The sequence below is a fragment of the Proteus sp. GOKU genome, assembly GCF_015475555.1.
GTDB lineage: Bacteria > Pseudomonadota > Gammaproteobacteria > Enterobacterales > Enterobacteriaceae > Proteus > Proteus mirabilis_B.
Genome location: NZ_CP034105.1, coordinates 217,172 through 237,857, shown reverse-complemented (window position 1 = coordinate 237,857; position 20,686 = coordinate 217,172). Strand labels below are relative to the sequence as shown.

At 38.1% G+C, this 20,686-nt stretch carries 14 protein-coding genes and 3 tRNA genes; 9 read left to right on the top strand and 8 right to left on the bottom strand.

From position 1 onward, the window contains the following. Nucleotides 1-66 precede the first annotated feature (66 nt). Genes miaA through tsaE form a run of 4 tightly spaced genes read right to left on the bottom strand, consistent with a single transcriptional unit; the run spans nt 67 to nt 4,837 of the window. Nucleotides 67-1,008, bottom strand: coding sequence for a tRNA (adenosine(37)-N6)-dimethylallyltransferase MiaA (miaA, locus tag EHE21_RS01190; protein ID WP_069369879.1), 942 nt, complete (start codon nt 1,006-1,008; stop codon nt 67-69). Further along, a complete protein-coding gene (gene mutL / locus EHE21_RS01185; RefSeq protein WP_194951643.1) occupies nt 977-2,986 on the bottom strand; it encodes a DNA mismatch repair endonuclease MutL in 2,010 nt (669 codons plus the stop codon). The genes miaA and mutL overlap by 32 nt, the downstream gene beginning before the upstream one ends. A gap of 23 nt (nt 2,987-3,009) precedes the next feature. Next, nucleotides 3,010-4,356, bottom strand: a complete 1,347-nt coding sequence (locus EHE21_RS01180) for an N-acetylmuramoyl-L-alanine amidase (RefSeq protein ID WP_194951642.1) — start codon at nt 4,354-4,356, stop codon at nt 3,010-3,012. Between the two features lie 13 nt (nt 4,357-4,369). Beyond that, on the bottom strand, nt 4,370-4,837 hold the full coding sequence (gene tsaE / locus EHE21_RS01175; RefSeq protein ID WP_088494008.1) for a tRNA (adenosine(37)-N6)-threonylcarbamoyltransferase complex ATPase subunit type 1 TsaE: 468 nt from the start codon (nt 4,835-4,837) through the stop codon (nt 4,370-4,372). A gap of 225 nt (nt 4,838-5,062) precedes the next feature. On the opposite strand from tsaE, the gene queG reads away from it, so the two are divergent. Beyond that, nucleotides 5,063-6,217, top strand: a complete 1,155-nt coding sequence (gene queG, locus EHE21_RS01170; RefSeq protein ID WP_194951641.1) for a tRNA epoxyqueuosine(34) reductase QueG — start codon at nt 5,063-5,065, stop codon at nt 6,215-6,217. A 721-nt stretch (nt 6,218-6,938) separates the two neighbouring features. Here the strand turns inward: queG and EHE21_RS01165 are convergent. The 4 genes from EHE21_RS01165 to orn form a co-directional block, all read right to left on the bottom strand. Continuing rightward, a tRNA-Gly gene (locus tag EHE21_RS01165) sits at nt 6,939-7,014 on the bottom strand. Nucleotides 7,015-7,049: 35 nt separating this feature from the next. After that, nucleotides 7,050-7,125 (bottom strand) — tRNA-Gly (locus tag EHE21_RS01160). Between the two features lie 36 nt (nt 7,126-7,161). After that, nucleotides 7,162-7,237 (bottom strand) — tRNA-Gly (locus EHE21_RS01155). 166 nt (nt 7,238-7,403) lie between these two features. Beyond that, a complete protein-coding gene (gene orn, locus EHE21_RS01150; protein ID WP_006535770.1) occupies nt 7,404-7,949 on the bottom strand; it encodes an oligoribonuclease in 546 nt (181 codons plus the stop codon). A gap of 115 nt (nt 7,950-8,064) precedes the next feature. Between orn and rsgA the strand changes: the two genes are divergently transcribed. The 8 genes from rsgA (at nt 8,065) to EHE21_RS01110 (ending at nt 20,686) form a co-directional block, all read left to right on the top strand. After that, entirely contained in the window at nt 8,065-9,123 is a 1,059-nt protein-coding gene (gene rsgA / locus EHE21_RS01145; RefSeq protein ID WP_088494010.1) for a small ribosomal subunit biogenesis GTPase RsgA, read from the top strand. 88 nt (nt 9,124-9,211) lie between these two features. Then, on the top strand, nt 9,212-10,108 hold the full coding sequence (gene asd, locus EHE21_RS01140; RefSeq protein ID WP_194951640.1) for an archaetidylserine decarboxylase: 897 nt from the start codon (nt 9,212-9,214) through the stop codon (nt 10,106-10,108). A gap of 21 nt (nt 10,109-10,129) precedes the next feature. Further along, nucleotides 10,130-13,465, top strand: coding sequence for a miniconductance mechanosensitive channel MscM (gene mscM, locus EHE21_RS01135; protein WP_088494012.1), 3,336 nt, complete (start codon nt 10,130-10,132; stop codon nt 13,463-13,465). Nucleotides 13,466-14,796: 1,331 nt separating this feature from the next. Continuing rightward, complete coding sequence (locus EHE21_RS01130; protein ID WP_194951639.1) at nt 14,797-15,672, top strand: LysR family transcriptional regulator; 876 nt, start codon at nt 14,797-14,799, stop codon at nt 15,670-15,672. A 203-nt stretch (nt 15,673-15,875) separates the two neighbouring features. Further along, nucleotides 15,876-16,397: a fimbrial protein gene (locus EHE21_RS01125; RefSeq protein ID WP_194951638.1), complete on the top strand. Its 522-nt coding sequence runs from the start codon at nt 15,876-15,878 to the stop codon at nt 16,395-16,397. Nucleotides 16,398-16,456: 59 nt separating this feature from the next. Then, nucleotides 16,457-17,116: a molecular chaperone gene (locus EHE21_RS01120; protein ID WP_194951637.1), complete on the top strand. Its 660-nt coding sequence runs from the start codon at nt 16,457-16,459 to the stop codon at nt 17,114-17,116. A gap of 12 nt (nt 17,117-17,128) precedes the next feature. Then, nucleotides 17,129-19,654, top strand: a complete 2,526-nt coding sequence (locus EHE21_RS01115) for a fimbria/pilus outer membrane usher protein (RefSeq protein ID WP_194951636.1) — start codon at nt 17,129-17,131, stop codon at nt 19,652-19,654. A 9-nt stretch (nt 19,655-19,663) separates the two neighbouring features. Further along, a complete protein-coding gene (locus EHE21_RS01110) occupies nt 19,664-20,686 on the top strand; it encodes a fimbrial protein (RefSeq protein WP_194951635.1) in 1,023 nt (340 codons plus the stop codon).

The window sequence follows — 20,686 nt, the reverse complement described above, 5'->3', positions numbered from 1 at the left end:
GGTTCGAAAAATGAACTACTCAAAAATTGCGCTTTGGCAACTATCAATTTTACACAAACCTACCATCTATGCACTAACTACCTGCAAAACAGTGTCAAGAGATTGTTTTGGATCTTCACTATCAAGCCAGTGAATGTCATTCCAACCTCTTAACCAGGTGATTTGTCGCTTCGCTAATTGCCGGGTAGCGCAGATCCCTCGATAAACCATCTCATCATAATCTATTTCGCCTGATAAATATGACCACATCTGGCGATAACCGACACAACGTACAGAAGGTAAATCTTCATGCAGATCGCCCCGTTCATATAATGATTTTACTTCATCTTCAAATCCACACGTTAACATCTGTTTAAAACGGGCTTCAATGCGTTGGTGAAGAACATTTCTATCTTTCGGAGCAATCGCAAACTGATAAACATCATAGGGCAAAGACTCGCCTGATATTTTTGTCAATTCCGTCATTGTCTTACCTGAAATCAGGTAAACTTCTAGCGCACGAGAAAGTCGTTGAGGATCATTAGGGTGGATCCGTTGTGCTGCAACAGGATCAACCAATGCTAACTCTTTATGTATTGCCTCCCACCCTTGCTCTGCTGCTTTTTTTTCTATTTCAGCACGAACATCCGAATTGGCACTAGGTAAAGGCGATAGACCTTCAAGTAACGCTTTAAAATATAGCATAGTCCCACCCACTAATAGTGGAATTCGCCCAGCCGCAGTAATTTCTTCCATTGCATTTAATGCATCACGTCGAAAATCCGCAGCGGAATAGGGAAATGCGGGATCTAGAATATCAATTAATCGATGTGGAGCAAGCGATTGCTCATTCGCATCCGGCTTCGCTGTACCGATATCCATACCACGATAGATAAGAGCTGAATCCACGCTAATAATATCTACAGGCAGTTTTTGTCTCAGTGCAATTGCTAATGCTGTTTTACCTGACGCTGTAGGTCCCATTAGAAAAATTGCTTTAGGTTTTATTTGCGTGTTCACATCGCTCATTATTTAATGCCACTACCACCGGTTGTAAATCAATTAATTGTAATAAGTTTTTTGCTGGCTGTCTGACATATTGAGGGCAAAGTCTTTCAATATCAGCCAATAATCCTACTGCTTGAGCTTGCGACCATTGCGCCGGCTCTGCCCCTAATTGTCTTGCAAGCCATTGTCCAAGTTGTTGCTCGGTACAAGATTGTTCTGCTGACAAATAGGCTAATAATGCGGTCAGTAACACAGGTAAATTTTGCTGACGCAAAGGTAACGACACCGCATGTATTGTTGCTTTACCGTGAGAAATTTCGATAACGATCCCGAAATGACTAATTAGCGTTTGAAACTGATTAAATACACTAATTTCTTCTTTGCTCAATGCCAATTTTAAAGGTACTAACAAAGGTTGTGGCTTCAATGTTTCATCTTTAGGCAGTAATTGCGCACATTTTAACAGAAAATCAGCTTCTTCCAATGATAACAGCCCAAGACCTTGTGAAGATTCTATTAACGCATATTTCTGCTGATAAATTGCCAATACTCGCCCAAAAGTATAATCAGTTTGCCCATCTTTCGCATTGACGGAACGAGGCATCACCGAAATAACATCTTCTTCGATATTATTAGTTGTATGAACGATTTCACCTAAATTCAATGGGGCACGGTCAGGAAATAGGGGTATTTTTTCTTTATCTTTTGATGTAGATACACTTTCTTCCATCATTTTTTGATAAAGCGCACCTTGTGTCCGTTGATAACTTTCACCAAACTGCCGACTACCTCCAAATTGAGAGGCCTGTTTTTGATGAGAGTTATTATTGTGCTCTCGTTCATTAGAGTGGTGTGATGATGTATTTGACGGAGTTTGAGCCATTGGTGCTTGATAAGGCTGAGAAAATACGTTTTCACCTGCAACTTGACGATTTTCAGGAAAATTTAACGCTATTTCGTGTTCTTCTTCGTCATCTGAAGTCAGTGATAAAGGCTCTTGCGTTGCTTGTCGTAAAACACTCAACACGCCTTGATAAATAAAATCGTGAACCAAACGAGATTCATGAAAACGAACTTCATGTTTCGCAGGATGCACGTTTACATCGACTTGGTGAGGATCAACGCTTAAATACAAGATATAAGAAGGTTGCTGCTCTCCTTGCAAATATCCTTCATAAGCTTGGCGAATAGCATGATTAATCAACCTATCACGCATCATTCGTCCATTCACATAGCAATACTGAAGTTCACTACTTTGCACTGGTGATAAAGGATGCTCTACCCAACCTTTTATTGCTAAATCACCATGTTCCCACGATAAATGCATTGATTGATTGACAAAATTATTACCACAAATCGCACTCAAACGGCGATTTTGCTGACTTTCATCTTTCACAGCACGATATTGTCGAACTCGTTTACCGTTATGGGTAAGATTTATAGAGATATCAAAACGTGATAACGCAATGCGACGTACCACTTCATCAATATGTGCAAATTCTGTTTTTTCAGTACGTAAGAATTTACGTCTTGCTGGCGTGTTATAAAAGAGATCAAGTACTTCAACTGTACTTCCGACAGGATGAGCGGCAGGTTTAACAGTCACTGCCATATCTCTACCTTCGGCGTAAGCTTGCCACGCTTCTTCTTGATCTTGAGTACGCGATGTCAGTGTTAAACGGGAAACTGAGCTAATACTCGCTAAGGCTTCACCACGAAAACCCATACTCATTATGGCTTCGAGATCGTCAAGACTTGATATTTTGCTAGTTGCATGGCGAGCAAGTGCTAACTTCAAATCATCACGATTGATACCACATCCATTATCACGAATGCGAATAAGCTTGGCACCACCTTTATCGATATCAATATCAATTGAGGTCGCGCCTGCGTCTAAACTATTTTCCAGCAACTCTTTAACGACAGAGGCTGGTCTTTCAACAACTTCCCCTGCGGCAATTTGGTTTGCAAGCTGAGGAGGTAATAAATTTATCGCCATTACCTTTATTCCATTTTACTCAATCAATTAGGCGCGTTTTGTAAAGGATGAGCCAGAAAATAATTTCTTAAACCCGCGTGAATTGACGCCGCAAGTTTCTCTTGATAAGCATCAGAAATCAGTAACTGCTCTTCTGACGCGTGGCTGATAAAGCCTGTTTCAACTAAAATTGAAGGGATATCAGGTGAACGTAAAACACCTAAACTCGCATGCTCTGGTGTTTTCTTATGTAGTGAGCCCACTTTTCTTAGTTCAGACAATACGGCAACAGCAACGTCATAACCCACTCGTTGTGAATTACCAAACTGCAAATCAAGTACTGTTTGACTTAAATAAGGATCAGCGCCATCAGATAAAGCATCACCTGCACCACCAAGTAATTCAGATTGCTTCTCGCTTTGTTCAAGCCACTTACCTAATTCACTGTTTGCACGACGATTAGAAAGCACCCACACAGACGCGCCTCTAGCACTACGATTTGGTGCTGAGTCTGCATGAATAGACACTAACATATTCGCACTTTGCTTACGGGCAACTTCAGAGCGCCCAGCAACTGAGATAAAATAATCGCCACTACGTGTCAGAACAGGTTTAAACATAGGATCATTACGTAAGCGTGCTTCCAACTTCCTTGCCACACTTAGCGTTACGTCTTTTTCACGATTACCTTTCTGACCAATCGCGCCCGGATCTTGTCCACCATGACCCGCGTCTATTGCAATAATAATTTGACGAGAGCCCGCTTGTGGTTTTGAAGGTGTGGTGCGTGGTTTTACAATAGGAATAACGGGCGCAACCTCAGGTGTCGGCTTGGTAATTAAAGGTGCCATTTCCCTATTTGTGTTTGAATTTGTATTTGTACTGGAATTTGATGTAGTTGCTGTTGCAGTCGGTGATAACGCAACGACACTTACTGTCGATTGAGCATTACTATTTTGTCGGCTATTCATGGTTTTGATAGTAAGCACTAACTTATAGCCACCACTCACATTCATCAAACTTTCAGTTACCACAACAGGCTGAGCAAGCTCAACAACCATACTTTGGTATTGGCTATCTTTTGATTGTGTTGAGCGAATTTTATGAACTAACTGCCCATTGCCTAATGTTGCCGGTAATCCCGTGATTTTTGTGCTCTGTTTAAAATCCATCACTAAACGATCAGGACTTTTTAATGAGTAATATCGATAACTCGGCTTCCCATCACTAAAAGTGAATGTGAGAGTTGTTGCTGAAATACCGTTTTCTGCTTTTACTTCTGTCACAGTAGCGGCTTGTGCTATTTGCACAAAAAATAAAGACAAAACAACCAACAGAAAGGCAACAACATAGCGCTGACTTTGACTCACAATAGTGATGAGACTCGACATAATCAATATTCCTTTATGCAGACTGAATACGGGATAAAACAGTATTCCCTCTTTGTGAAAGGGCAACAAAACGCGCTTTTCGACCTTCATCTTCGTAGCTTAAATGAAGTTCTAAATCCGCGTTAGGTAAAAAACCTTCGCCTTGCGATGGCCATTCAATAAGGCATAACGCGTCTTGCTCAAAATAGTCGCGTATTCCCATAAATTCTAGCTCTTCAGCAGAAGCTAAACGATAAAGATCAAAATGATAAACAGGATTTGGCGAAAGCATATAGGGCTCAACTAATGTATATGTTGGGCTTTTGACATGCCCTTGATGACCAAGTGCTTGCAAAAAGCCTCGGCTAAAGGTTGTTTTTCCAGCACCAAGATCGCCATATAAATAAATGATCAATCCGCTATGATTAGTCGCCATTGCAACAGTACGCCCGAGTTTAACTGTCGCCGCTTCATCTTCTAATGTAACAACCCATTCTTTCATATTTAATATAATCTATTGTTAAGTTATAACGGCTTAATAAAGAGAGATCGTCGGAGAACATCCAATACTAAGCTTTATATGTTTTCTTAAGGCAAATAGTTATCGAAATCACTATCAAATAACCATACCATAAATCTATTTGTTGCGAGGATTTTTCCTACTGCCTCACTATGATACACTGCGCGCTCTTAGGACTCACCTCTTACCTATTGATTCGGTTTATTCATGTCATCACTCGATCTTAATCTTCTCGTTCAAAACATAAAATTATGGGGTTCTGAGCTAGGTTTTCAACAAACAGGGATATGTGATACTGACTTATCACTTGAAGAGCCTCGCCTACAAGCGTGGTTAGATAAGCAATATCATGGTGAAATGGCATGGATGGAAAAGTATGGAATGACACGAGCCAGACCTCATGAACTGGTTCTGGGTACATTACGTGTTATCAGTGTAAGAATGAATTATCTCCCCACAGATGCGGCTTTTGCACGAACCTTAAATAATCCTGAGCAAGGTTATATCAGTCGTTATGCACTTGGTCGGGATTATCACAAAGTATTAAGACAGCGTCTTAAAAAACTCGGCGAAAGAATTTCACAATATTGTCAGCAATTCGAATATCAAGGGGTAGTCAACTTTCGTCCTTTCGTTGATTCCGCACCTATTATGGAGAGACCATTAGCCGTTAAGGCAGGACTTGGTTGGGTTGGTAAACACTCACTTGTTATTAATAATCAAGCTGGCTCTTGGTTTTTCCTTGGTGAACTTCTGATTGATTTGCCATTACCTACGGATAGCCCAGTTGAAGAGCAATGCGGTAAGTGTGTCGCCTGTATGACAACCTGCCCGACAGGTGCCATTGTTGAACCTTATACTATTGATGCCCGTCGCTGTATTTCTTATCTCACTATCGAGCTCGATGGTGCTATTCCTGAAGAATTTCGCCCTCTAATGGGTAATCGTATTTATGGTTGTGATGATTGCCAGCTTATCTGCCCTTGGAATCGTTTTTCATCACTGACTGACGAAGAAGATTTTTCTCCGAGAAGAGCACTTCATACCCCAGAATTACTCGATCTTTTTCAATGGAATGAAGATAAATTTCTGCGTATTACAGAGGGATCACCGATCCGTCGTATTGGCTATTTACGTTGGCTTAGAAATATTAGCGTGGCGTTAGGAAATGCACCTTATCAAGATAAAATTATACTTGCCTTGCAAGAACGCTTTGGATTGAGTGATGTTTTAGATGAACATTTAAACTGGGCGATTGCACAACAGACAGCGAAGAGAAATGAAAAAGAAGTAAAAATACAGACTTCACAACAAAAACGCTTAGTAAGGGCGATAACTAAAGGCTTACCTCGCGACGCTTAATTTTTAACAGAATAAACGCATTACGAGTAACTATTAATTTCCTCTGTGAATAAAATAAAAATCCCTTGCCTATCAACATGAACAAAAAATTCAAGCGAACTAAGACCCAAAATTTAAAAAAAATAAAATAAACTTAGTTATCAATTAGATATAAAATCCAATCAATTTATTGAAGAGAATAATATCCTTATCACTTAATGATACGTGCTTGTGGATAACTCTGTGCAGTAAAAAAATAAATAGTGCTTAGATGCAGTGGTTATTAGCATCTCACTGTGGATAAATCGATTTGGGAAGATTTTAAGAATAGTAGAATATATATCACGTTTTTTTAAAGAAAAGCCTGAAAAACCCTTTTCTTTTTCTAAAATACTATTCAATGCATGTTTAACAGAATAAAGGCCTAAAACCTAAAAAATGATCTTGCCTCTCGTTTCCCCTCTAAATGAGGAAAGGCGCACATTCTAGTGCTGTCAAAATAGAAATGCAAGCAAAGATCAAAGATAGATCACAAAAAAATAGCTTGATCTTACATGCAGTAATGACATTTTCTTTTTTGAGTAAAAAATCCCACACACTCTCTTTGCGCGTATTAAGTAAAATCCCTTAACTTGCACCCTAAAACAGTGTAGTCGATATTTAAAAAAGCGAGAGAAAAAACTTAAAATTTTCTTTATGGGGATTAAAAAATGAGATTTGATAAAGCAGAAGAGAAAAAACTTGGAGCGGGAAACGAGACTCGAACTCGCGACCCCAACCTTGGCAAGGTTGTGCTCTACCAACTGAGCTATTCCCGCATTTGGTAAGTTTTGACAATTATAAGTGAAAGATTTGGAGCGGGAAACGAGACTCGAACTCGCGACCCCAACCTTGGCAAGGTTGTGCTCTACCAACTGAGCTATTCCCGCGTCGCATAACACTACTTATAACTGTCTAAGAAAGATTGGAGCGGGAAACGAGACTCGAACTCGCGACCCCAACCTTGGCAAGGTTGTGCTCTACCAACTGAGCTATTCCCGCGTCTTTCTTACACCCGTACAAACAAAATTCTTCATCGGTACGGGAAGCGCATTATACGAGAAAAATGCTTAACCGCAAGCCTTTATCAACAAAAAAATACGTTTTTTTGATTACATGTCGATAAAATCATCACAATGATGCAATATCAATCATCAATGCACGCTTTTTACTCTTTAATAAAGGTTTTACGATAATAAGCAAGCTCTGCAATAGATTCACGAATATCATCCAGTGCCTGATGCGTATTCTTTTTCTCAAAACCTTCTAAAATTTCAGGTTTCCAACGACGTGCTAATTCTTTTAATGTGCTCACATCAAGATAACGGTAGTGAAAATATTGCTCTAGCTCTGGCATATAACGGTATAGAAAACGTCTATCTTGCCCCACACTATTACCACAGATAGGCGATACACCTTTTGGTACCCATTTTTCTAGGAATTCAATTGTCGCTTTTTGTGCTGAATTATCATCATATGAACTGGCTTTTACGCGCTCAACTAAGCCACTGCCTGTGTGGGTGCGTGTATTCCATTCATCCATTAAACTTAATTGTTCATCTGATTGATGTACTGCAATTACTGGGCCTTCGGCTAAAATATTAAGTTGAGGATCTGTCACGATAGTGGCAATTTCGATGATACGGTCACATTCAGGATCAAGACCGGTCATTTCCAGATCTATCCAGATCAGATTATTCTCGCTTTTTGACATAATATATCCTAGCTGTTTCTAAGTGTGAGACATGATATTTTAGCGTTTATCATAGCGCGTTTACTCAATAAGCACGACAGAAGAACATCTAACCGAATAATACAAGTGAGGATCGGTGACAAAACGTAAATTATCTAAAGGCCAGCAACGCCGAGTACAAGAAAATCATAAAAAGCGTTTGCAGAGCAAAGAGAAAAAAAACCACGTTGAATTAGACGATACGCAATTAGGCGAAGCGACCGAAGGTTTAGTGATCAGCCGTTTTGGTCAACATGCCGATATCGAAGCTGCTGACGGCACTATTACACGATGCAATATTCGACGCACAATTTCATCACTGGTAACAGGTGATAAAGTTGTTTGGCGTCCTGCGCTACAAACACAAGAAAATGTCCGCGTAAATGGTATTGTCGAAGCTGTGCACGAACGAACTTCTGTGCTTACTCGTCCCGACTATTATGATGGTATTAAGCCTATTGCCGCTAATATTGATCAAATTATTATCGTTTCGGCTATTTTGCCTGAACTTTCTTTAAATATTATCGATCGTTACCTTGTAGCATGTGAAACCTTAAATGTTGAACCTCTCATTGTGCTCAATAAAATCGATATGTTAGATGAAGAAAGCCGTAAGACAGTTAGTGAATGGATGCAGACTTATAAAGATATCGGTTATCGCGTCCTTGAAGTTTCTAGCTATACCAAAGAAGGGTTAGACGCACTAACTCAAGAGCTTATCGGTCGTATCTCTATTTTTGCTGGGCAATCTGGTGTTGGTAAATCGAGTTTACTTAACACGCTGTTACCCCCAATGGAAGAAAGCATTGTTGTTAATCAGGTCTCTGATAACTCTGGTTTAGGTCAACATACCACAACCGCATCACGGCTTTACCATTTCCCACAAGGCGGAGATGTGATTGACTCTCCAGGTGTGCGTGAGTTTGGTTTATGGCACTTAACGCCAGAGCAAGTTACCAAAGGTTTTGTTGAATTCAGACCATACCTTGGTGGTTGTAAATTCCGTGATTGTAAGCACTTAGACGATCCGGGTTGCTTAATTAGTGAAGCGGTGAGAAACAACGAAATCGCAGAAACGCGGTTTGAAAACTACCATCGAATTTTAGAAAGTATGAGTCAGGTGAAAGTTCGTAAGAATATTAATTTAGACTCTTAATAATTGATTCACTGACAACCCTATTAAGGGTGGGTACAATAGACCCCTTTTGTCTATTTTTTATCGTTTAATCCCAGAGGTTGCCATTTTGGACAAGCTAAAAATTAAACTACAGTATTTATTGCCTAAATTATGGCTAACACAGTTAGCAGGTTGGTTCGCAAATAAAAAAGCGGGTGCCATCACCCAGTTTGTTATTAAAACTTTTGCGAAAGCTTATAAAGTCGATATGAATGAAGCGAAAGACAGTCAATTCCAAGCTTATTCTACATTCAATGACTTTTTTATTCGTACTTTAAAAGACGGTGCTCGCCCTATCGTTGAAGGTGATGACACACTTGCATTACCTGCTGATGGTGCAGTAAGCCAACTTGGTCTAATTCAAGATGACCAAATTTTGCAAGCCAAAGGGCATCACTACACCCTTGAAGCATTACTGGCTGGTAATTTTATGTTGGCAGATAAGTTCCGTAATGGTCAGTTTATTACGACATATCTTTCACCTCGTGATTACCACCGTGTTCATATGCCTTGCGATGGCTTATTAAAAGAGATGATTTATGTTCCGGGCGATCTCTTCTCTGTTAATCCATTAACGGCGGCTAATGTCCCTAATCTATTTGCACGTAATGAGCGTATTATCTGCCTCTTTGAAACTCAATTTGGTCCAATGATACAAATTCTAGTTGGTGCAACGATTGTTGGTAGTATTGAAACAGTTTGGTGTGGCATGGTAACACCACCTCGTGAAGGTATTATCAAACGTTGGACATATCCTCAAGCGGATAAAGCAGGAGCGATATTCTTGAAAAAAGGTGAAGAAATGGGCAGATTTAAGTTAGGCTCAACAGTCATCAACCTTTTCCCAGAAAATACCGTTCAATTGAATAAAGATCTTATGAATGGCTCCGTTACATTAATGGGGGAACAACTGGGTTCCATCATCAATGTCGCTGGTAATGACAATAATGCCATCAGTGAATAACACGTAATTCGGAGTAACTTTGTGCGCCTGATAATCAGTCTTTTCTTCTCGCTCTTTTTGACGTTTTCATTAAGCGCATCCGCAATATCAGCGGATGTAGAGAAATTACGTCAAGATATTAAACAACTTGAAGGAAGCACCAATCCTCAAGATATTGAGGCAGTTCAGGCGCTACAAGGGACTATCAACTGGATTAATGATGGTGAAAAGGCGCAAACAAACGCAGACAGCTATCAAAAAACCATTGATGATTACCCTCAAATTACGCAAGAGCTAAGAACCAAACTTCTTGAGGAAAGTCACGCAGTTCCCACTATTCCTGAAAAAATTAGCATTCCTGATTTAGAACAGAAAATTATTCAAATCAGCAGCCAATTAATGGAACAAGCAAGGCTTCAACAACAAGAACAAGATAAAAGCCGCGAAATTAGCGAATCTTTAAATTTATTACCCCAACAGCTTTCTGAAGCACGCCGTTTACTCAGTGATGCAACGGCAAGACTCGCGGCTGCCAGTGCATCAACAACACCGTTAACAGAAGCACAAAATAAGCTCACACAAGCAGAAGTGACCGCACGTAAAGCGATGGTTAATGAGCTTGAAATGGCACAGCTTTCCGCTAATAACCGCCAAGAAATCGCTCGCCTTCGCTTAGAATTGTTTAAAAAACGCTATCAACGTCTTGATGTACAACTACAACAATTGCGCAGCTTATTAAATATAAAGCGCCAAGAAGTCGCTGATCTCGCATTAGAAAAAACAGAAATGTTAGCGGAGAAAGGTGGTGAGCTTCCTGAGTTTCTAACAAAGCAGATCCAAACTAACCGTGAACTCTCTCAGATCTTGAATAAACAAACTCAGGAAATGAGCGAGCTATCAGAAAAACAGCGCATTACCACACAGCAGACACAACAAGTTCGTCAAACTCTCACCACTATTCGAGAACAAGCACAGTGGCTAAGTGGCTCTACTGCATTGGGCGAAGCATTAAGAACACAACTTTCCCGCTTGCCTGAAATGCCTCGTTCACAAGAGCTTGATAGAGATATTATTCAGTTGCGTGTCGAGCGTTTAGGTTATGAGGATATGCTGGAAAACTTAAGTAAGATCCAGCCACCAGAAACTACCGATGGCTCTAAATTGCCTGAAGCTCAGCAATATATTTTTGATTCTCTTATTCAAGCACGTCATGAATTATTGAATTCGTTGCTATCCGGTTATGATTCTCAAATTCTTGAATTAACAAAACTAAAAGTTGCCACAACGCAATTAGCGGATGCTTTAAAAGAAACAAAAGATGCAACAAACCGTTATATGTTCTGGGTTGCTGATATCAGCCCTATCAAATTTAATTATCCGGTTTTATTAGTCAAAGATATCACTCGACTGCTTTCGCTAGATACCTTTTCACAATTAGGGCATGCGGCTGTTAGCATGCTTAAAAATCAGGATACGTTCCTATTCCTATTTGTCACTTTATCAATTGTGGGTTTTAGCCTGCGTACTCGAAAACACTACAACGCATTTCTTGAAAGAGTCAGTAACCGTATTGGTAAGGTCACACAAGATCACTTTTCACTGACGATACGCACTGTCTTTTGGTCTATTTTAATTGCGTTACCATTACCTCTGTTATGGTCTGCCGTAGGTTATGGCTTACAAAGTGTTGAATGGCGTTATCCAATGGCAGGAGCGATTGGATATGGGGTAACAGCCGCGGCACCAGTACTGTGGTTATTTATGATCAGTGCAACCTTTGCACGTCATAATGGTCTGTTTATAGCTCAATTTAAATGGAAAGAGAGCCGTGTTAAAAAAGCAATGCGCTTTTACCAGCTTTCTATTTTTGTCATCGTTCCACTGATGATGTCCTTAATTACCTTTGAATATTATAGTGATAGAGAATTTGCACCGACAGTTGGTCGCTTCTGCTTCCTACTGCTCTGTATCGCCTTAAGCTTTATTACTTCTAGCCTTAAAAAAGCCCACGTTCCGCTTTATCTAGATAAACATGGATCTGGTGATAACCTGATCAACACCATTTTGTGGTGGTTCTTGCTACTTGCTCCGGTTATTGCAGGTTTAGCCGCAGTGTTAGGTTATCTTTCTACATCGATTGTTTTACTCGGTCGTTTAGAAATGTCTGTCGCCATTTGGTTTGCTCTACTGATTATTTATCACATTATTCAAAGGTGGATGCTTATTCAGCGCCGGAAATTAGCCTTTGAACGAGCTAAACAAAAACGTGCAGAAATTTTGGCTCAGCGTGCAAAAGGTGAAGATGAAAATACAATTGTCGGAAGCAGTGGTGAGAGCACAGTAGGACTTGAAATTGAAGCACAAGAAATAGACCTTGATGCTATCAGTGCGCAATCTATTGGTTTAGTTCGCTCTATTCTGACGATGATCGCATTAGTTTCGATGATCTTATTGTGGTCTGAATTAAACACTGCGTTCTCTTTCGTCGACAATATTCGACTTTGGGATGTCACCTCATCAGTGAATGGCGTTAACACAGTGCAACCTATCACGATGGGCTCTATTTTAGTGGCGATCCTCGTCATTATTATCACAACCCAATTAGTTCGAAATCTCCCTGCTTTGCTTGAGCTGGCTATTTTACAGCATCTTGATTTAACACCGGGTACAGGTTACGCCATTACTACCATGACCAAATACACCATCACTTTAATTGGTAGTATTGTGGGCTTCTCTTTATTAGGGATTGAATGGTCAAAATTACAGTGGCTAGTAGCGGCAATGGGTGTCGGGTTAGGTTTTGGTTTACAAGAAATTTTTGCCAATATCATTTCAGGATTGATGATCTTATTTGAAAAACCAATCCGTATTGGCGATACCGTCACCATTCGTAATTTGACGGGGAATATTTCTAAGATCAACACACGGGCAACTACGTTGACCGACTGGGATAGAAAAGAAATTATCGTACCGAATAAAGCCTTTATTACAGAGCAATTTATTAACTGGTCACTGTCAGATTCCGTCACTCGTATCGTAATGACTATCCCTGCGCCAGCAGACTGCAACAGTGAGCAAGTAACGAATGTGTTATTAGAAGCCTCTAAACGCTCTACGATGATTTTAGAAAACCCAGCACCTGAAGTTTATTTGGTCGATTTACAACAAGGTATTCAGATTTTCGAATTACGTGTTTATGCCGCAGAAATGGGGCATAGAATGCCAGCAAGACACGAAATCCATCAAAATATTCTCTTAGCCTTTGCAGAACATGGTATCCCATTACCGTTCCCACCATTCCAAGCAAGAGTGGATATGATGGGTAATACAATTCGTAGCTCAATGCGAGCAACACCAAGAGAAGTGGGCGGGTTATAAGTTCCACTTCAATTAATTTGATAAAAAGCCATTATCTTCTCGAAAAAAAAAGAAAGATAATGGCTTTATTCTTTTCTTCCTCATCCTTTTCATCCCCTTTTCTAATACCTTTTTCATCCCGCTCTGTGTATCTGTTTCTCTTATAGCTCATTGATTGTATAAAATTAATCCGTATTCTCTTCTTGATCTCTTATTTCTAGAAAAAAGGCAGATTATTTTTTGATTTTTTGTTTAATAAAATTGATAATTAATAACAAAAAGAAACTATCTATCACAATGTAGCAATATGAAGATAATAAAGTGAGCATCATAAAAGGGTCGCTATTTTTTCAGGCAAGCATTTTTAATGCAGTATATTTTTCTAACTAATGGCCAATTTAACCAGAGAATAAAATGTCATTTTGGATAAGGCATTTAATTTACCTTAAGGTGAAATGTGTTTTGTCTTACCTTTATTATTTTACCGTTCTATTAACGGAATCGGACTCCTAACCAAAATCCACCTCCAATTATTGATCTAAATCATGTTTTTACGTTTTTATACTTAATTACACTCCTTAAATGAGTAGAAATTACTCTTTGTTAGTTTTTAGCTTCTAAATTATTATATCTAACTGACCATTACGATCCCCTAAGTTAAATAAATTAAGCTGTTAATAGCGTAAAAAACTTAACATCAGCATTTAAAATGCTAATAGATTTACATAGCAGAACACTTCCACATATCAACATTTAACACCAAATATAGTCCAATTTAGATTACCATATAGTGTTTATTATTAAAGATAGACTTATTTATCTTACTTTAATCACCTTAAACCAAATATGAATTATTTAACATTCTAAGTTTTAATGCTAAGAAAGAATAAGAATAGATAAAAAAATAAAAAGAAAAATAATTATAAACAATAAATACAGGCTTATTTTAAAACAATAGAAATTAAAACACATCTTAATTAAAAAATATAGTTTGATAAAATATCAAATTAAAAATAAAAAATGAACAAACACCAATACTAATATAAATATAAAATATTAGTCATTATTCTAAGTAACACTTTTTAGTTATATAGGGAAAATTAACAAAGAAGAATAAAAATAATCCAAATATAATTTATAAAATAAAAACTTTTAAATAAAAAAAGTAAAAAATAATAAATATTTTTCTCACAATTGTACTACTTATTAATAAATGACATTACAGATTATAATGTTAATATTTTTTAAACTTGATTTAAAAATGAGTATTAGTACCTATTAACAATGCTAAGATATATTGCTAGCTTCATTTTTAATGAGTATTAAATAAACAATAATATAAAGGTTCCATTATGGAAAAATCCCGAACGACTCTCGATCAGTGGATTACCTTACAAGCCGTCGTTGACTACGGTGGCTTTGCTCAGGCCGCAGATGCATTACATAGAACACAATCATCAATTAGCTATACTATCAATAAATTAGAGCAGACTTTAGGCGTTGAAATCCTCTCTTTAGAGAAAAGACGAGCAGTACTCACTCATGAAGGTAAAGTATTACTTGAACTCTCTAGAGAAATTACTGAAAAAGCGATTTCATTAGAAAAAGAGGCAAAAAATCTAATACTTAACAATAAGTTAAAGATAAATATACTCATAGATCCTTTATATATTTCGGGTCTTTTCTGGAATAAAATTTCTCAATTTATTAAAGATAATAAACACTATGATATTAATATTCATAAAACAGCGCTTAGTAAATCAGATATTTTAGCGCAAAAAGATCAAGATTTGGTGATAACACATTACAATATAAAATCATTGCAACCCATTGATTTAGGAAGCATTAAAACGGTGTTAGTGACACACCCTGAGAGTATTTTACAACATCTACAACATGATGAATTATCAAAGGAATTACAACAACATACCTATATTTCTTTACTCGCTAACAGCTCAGATGCCGATCATAATAATCAAATTATTCATGTTGGCTCAGTGGAAACAGCAATAAACTTTGTTAAGCAAGGCCTTGGTTATTCTCGACTTCCATTAACGGTTGTTCAAGAAGAATTGAATAAAAATACGATTAAACAATTAAATATGCGTAATGAAGATAAAGAATATAAGTTCTATCTTTATTTGAATAAAAATTCATTTTCAACAGGAGATATTACAAACTTATCATCTTTAATAAATGGGCTACATCAAAATTTAATTAGTGACTAATTAAACATTATTTAAATTTTAAAAGTTAACATTAAATAATTTGATATAAAAACAAAAAAACTCATGTAAATCTTTATTAACTTAAATTTTTCGTGATGTTATATTTTATTGGCATATTTCCTATGCGAATAAACCAATACTTAAATCTATACTTATAAATAAATTAAAAAGTAAAAATAATTACTTTTTATATAGGACCGATCATGAGCAAATTAAATAAATCTCTCTATTTATTAGGGATGAGTCTCTCTCTACTTTCTGCACCTGCTGCTTTTGCATCGGGCACAATTAATTTTACCGGAGAAATAACAGATCAAGCCTGTACTGTGGATAGCTCTTCTAAAAATCTAACCGTAGATTTAGGAAAAGTATCATCAAAAAGTTTAGCAACTAAAGGTGAAGTTGCAGGCCTTAAAGACTTCACTATTAAACTAGTTGATTGCCCTGTTGATACGACTGTCGCTGTCCGTTTTGGTGGGACTCGTGACGCAATTGATAGCGATATTTTAGCCATTGACCAAGTCTCTGGTGGCGCGACAAATGTAGGTATCGCTCTGTTTGAAAAAGATGCCGTATCTCAAATAAACCTATATGACGATTCGAAAGAAGTCGAAATCAAAGGGACTGAAATTAACTTAGATTATGTTGCACGTTACAAAGCAACAGCCCAAGCAACACCAGGCCCAGCAAATGGATCTGCGGTTTATAGCATCCAATATAAATAATAAAAAACGAGGGTAATCCTTATTACCCTCTTATTTCCCTTAACTTTGTGGCGCCATTTATGAAAAAGAATATTTTTCTAACTCTATTTTTATTATTTTCTCTCATAACGGTAAGCCATGCTGCTGGAGTAAGTGTGGGGGGAACTCGGTTTGTTTATAACGATAATGCTCGTGAAATAAGCATTCCTATTCTAAATACCGATAAAGAAAAACCTTATCTTATCCAGAGTTGGGTTTCTGCTTTTCAAGGCTCAGAAAAAACCCCTTTTATTGCAACACCACCGCTTTTTCGTATCGAGCCTGATGGAACAGGAACTGCGCGTATTTCCTATACTGGTGAACCGTTAAATTCCAATACTGAAGTTGTCTATTGGCTTAATATAAAATCAATTCCACCCGTTGAAAAAAGCCCTGAGAATCAATTGCAACTCGTCATTAATTCTCAATTTAAACTCTTTTTACGCTCCCATGATATTGAGCCACTTAACTTTAATAACGTCGAATTATCAAAACAAAGTCAAGGCTTGGTGCTTAACAACAAGACACCTTATCACCTCACGATCAAACATATTTTTATTGATGACAAACGCTACCCTTACGACCCTTTAGTCAACCCTTATCAAGAAGTGGTGTTACTTAAAGAGAGTCCAATTTCTCAGAAAGTCACTGTGCAGTTTATTAATGACTACGGTGCAACTGTAGATAAAGTATTAAATTAAGAGTGTAGAGTTATGACTTTATCCATCATCGCATTATCTACAAAACGATTACCGGTATTTCCTACTGATAATCTCTATCGCCACTGTGTGCTTGCCATGGCGATAGCCTCTATTTTATTTCCTTATCAGGTCATTGCTGAAGAGCAATTTAACCCTGATGCACTCAATTTAGGAATAGAAAATCAGGTCGCGGATATTAATAGCCTTGATTATTTTTCTTATACTGGAGGACAACTTCCTGGTATCTACTCTGTTGATATTTATCTCAATAATAAATTAATTGATAATCGCCAAGTCCGTTTTATTTTTGATGAAGAAAAAAAGACGCTAGCGCCAGAGCTCACCAAACAAGATTTATTAAATTGGGGAGTGAAAGAATCTGCAACTTCGTCATTTAACCAGCAAGCGAGCACATCAACAATTACCGATATTGCTAGCGTTATTCCAAATGCAAAGTATGAGTATGATTTTTCACGAGCACGTTTGTCGTTTTCTGTACCACAAATTGCTTTATACAATTATGGGCAAGGCTATATTCCACCAGCACAGTGGAACGATGGCATAAATGCTGCCTTTGTAAATTACACTTATCGTCAAAATCAGTATTGGTATCATGACCAAAATAATAGTAACTCTATTTTCTTAGGGTTACGTAGTGGTGTTAACGTGGGCGCTTGGCGTTTACGTAACCACAGTAACTACAATAAAAACAGTGATAATTCATCTCAGTGGAATAGCTTACAGACTTATGTTGAACGAGATATTCGTAGTTTAAAAAGTCGTTTAACTATAGGTGAAACCGCTTCTGATAATGATGTATTAGAAAGTATTCCTTATCGTGGTATTAAATTGGCTTCTGATGAAAGCATGTTGCCGCAAAGCCAACGTGGATTTGCTCCCGTTGTTAGAGGAATCGCGCAAAGTAATGCTGTTGTCACTGTTCGACAAAATAACAGCATTATTTATCAGACCTCCGTTCCACCGGGTGAGTTTGCTATTTCAGATTTATATCCCACTTCTTACAGTGGTGATTTACAAGTTACGATTGAAGAAGCCGATGGAACAACCCGCACCTTTTCACAACCTTTTTCTGCTGTTCCCATGATGCAACGTGCGGGTAGCTTAAAATACAGTGTAGATATTGGTAAATATCATGCAGACACAGCGGCAAGAAAACCTAATTTCTTTCAAACCTCTGCTATTTATGGGCTTCCTTACAATTTCTCCATTTATGGTGGCACATTAATCTCTGCTGATTATCAAGCTTATGCATTGGGTACTGGGGTTAATCTTGGCTATTTAGGTGCCGTTTCTGCGGACATTACTCACGCGAAAACAACCTTAATAAATGACAATGAAGCCCAAGGCCAATCTTATCGTATTCAATATTCGAAATATTTACCTGATACCAAAACAGGTTTTTCATTAGCTTCTTATCGCTATTCAACAAAAGATTATTACGATTTCTCAGCGGCTAATGAGCGATTTTCTCATCTCTATCGTAAGAAAAAACAGTTTCAGTTATCTGTATCACAATCTTTAGGGGATATGGGCTATCTCTCATTAAATGGTTATCAACAATATTATTGGTATCAAGACAGAGTCGATCGCAATGTAAATGTGAGTTTTAACTCAAATTATCGTGCATTAAGTTATAGCGTCTCTTATGCCTATAACAAGCGTCAAGAAAGTGGATTAACCGATCAAATTTTATCTATTAATTTTAGTCTTCCATTTAATATTGCTCAGAATAACAACTGGTTAAGTTATCGCTATAACACCAGCAAACAAGGTGATTCTATTAGTTCAGTGAGTTTAAGTGGTACTCAGTTGGAAGATAACAACCTGCAATATGATATATCCCAAAACTACAATCATTCTCGCCAAGAATACAGTGGCTCTGTTAATGGCAACTACAGTGCTTCAGGGGGCGAGATCAGTGCGGGTTACAGTTACGACAAACGCTATCAATCAATGAATTGGGGTGCGACTGGTGCACTTTTGGTTCATAAAGGTGGGATAACACCATCTCGTACCATTTACGATTCGGCCATTTTAATTAAAGCAGAAGATGTTGATAACTTAAAAGTCAGCAGCGCACAAAGCCTTTATACCAATGCTCAAGGCTATGCCGTTATTCCTAATGTTTCACGTTATGAACGTAATAAAGTGACTGTTGATCCCGCTTCTTTGACGGGCAATAACGACGTTGAATTAACATCGACAACCGTTATTCCAACCAAAGGGGCAATTGTCTTAGCCGATTTCAAAGCAAGAAAGGGCGCTCGTGTACTTGCAAACTTGCGCTACAACGGAATACCACTGCCATTTGGTACTCAAGTTGAGATTTATAAAGACGCACATCTGCTTTCAAGTGGGATTGTCGCCAATGATGGTGAGGTTTTCTTAAATGGTGTCCCCGAACATAGCCAGTTGCGAGCTAAATGGGGCAACAGTGCCGTTGAACAGTGTCAAACAACGTTAAATGTGGATCTTGCTTCAGAAAAAATCCAATTTTTACAACTTGAATGCAGATAGGTGAGCACAATGAATAAATATATAACTCTTGGTTGTCTGTCTGCTGTTTTGTATACATCAACCACATTTGCAGAGTTTAGGGCTGACCTTACCACTAAAACCGTCACCTATTCCGCTCCCATTTATGTCTCACGTTCAGCACCTATTTTAACCGAAGTCGCAACGATTAATTTAGGTACGGTGAATGCATGGACTTGGTGGAATCTCTCCGGTGGTGCAGTAAGACCAGGGATTTATTTACCCGGCTCTTTTAATGCATCAAGCCCAAGAGTCAATGGAGCTTATGTCAAAGAGCTTAATAGCAGTGGTGTAGGTTATACCTTACATGGCACTATTGGTGGGAGTTGTAGTGGCTCTGCTTATGTCGATGGTCAGCAAAATATTGATGGTAACTACAGTAATCGCCTTATTTGCTCAACCAATGCTACTAGTGGCAATTATTCTGTGTCATTAGAAATGAAGCTTTATAAATTACGAGATAATGTGAAATCACAAACGATCCCTGCTTCATGGGTCGCTATGCTTATTCTCTACAATAATGGCTTTATCACCAGTGACTATGTAGGAAAAAATGAACCTCGAATTAATCTATCCTCTTTAAACATTATCTCTAGTGGCTGTGATGTTGTGAATAATAATATTAATGTGCCATTAGGTGCTGTACCTAAATCGAGTTTTAGTGGTGTTGGCTCTGTAAGCCCTGACAGTATCAAAGATTTTAATATTAATTTGAGTTGTGATCCGGTTTCGCCAATTAAGATCCGATTTGATGGTGTTGCAGATGATCAACAAACAGCTGGAACCATTGGTTTAAGTAACCCAACAGACAGCAATACCGCTAAGGGTTACGGTATCCAAGTTAAATATAAAAATCAGCCTATCAAGCTCGGGCAATTAATTACTATGAGTGAAAAAAATAGCGGCGCAGGGAGTTATTCTATTCCTTTAGAGGCGGGCTATATCCAAACATCTGATACAACGAGTGCAGGCAAAGCAAATGGAACATTGCAGTTTACGATGCAATACCACTGA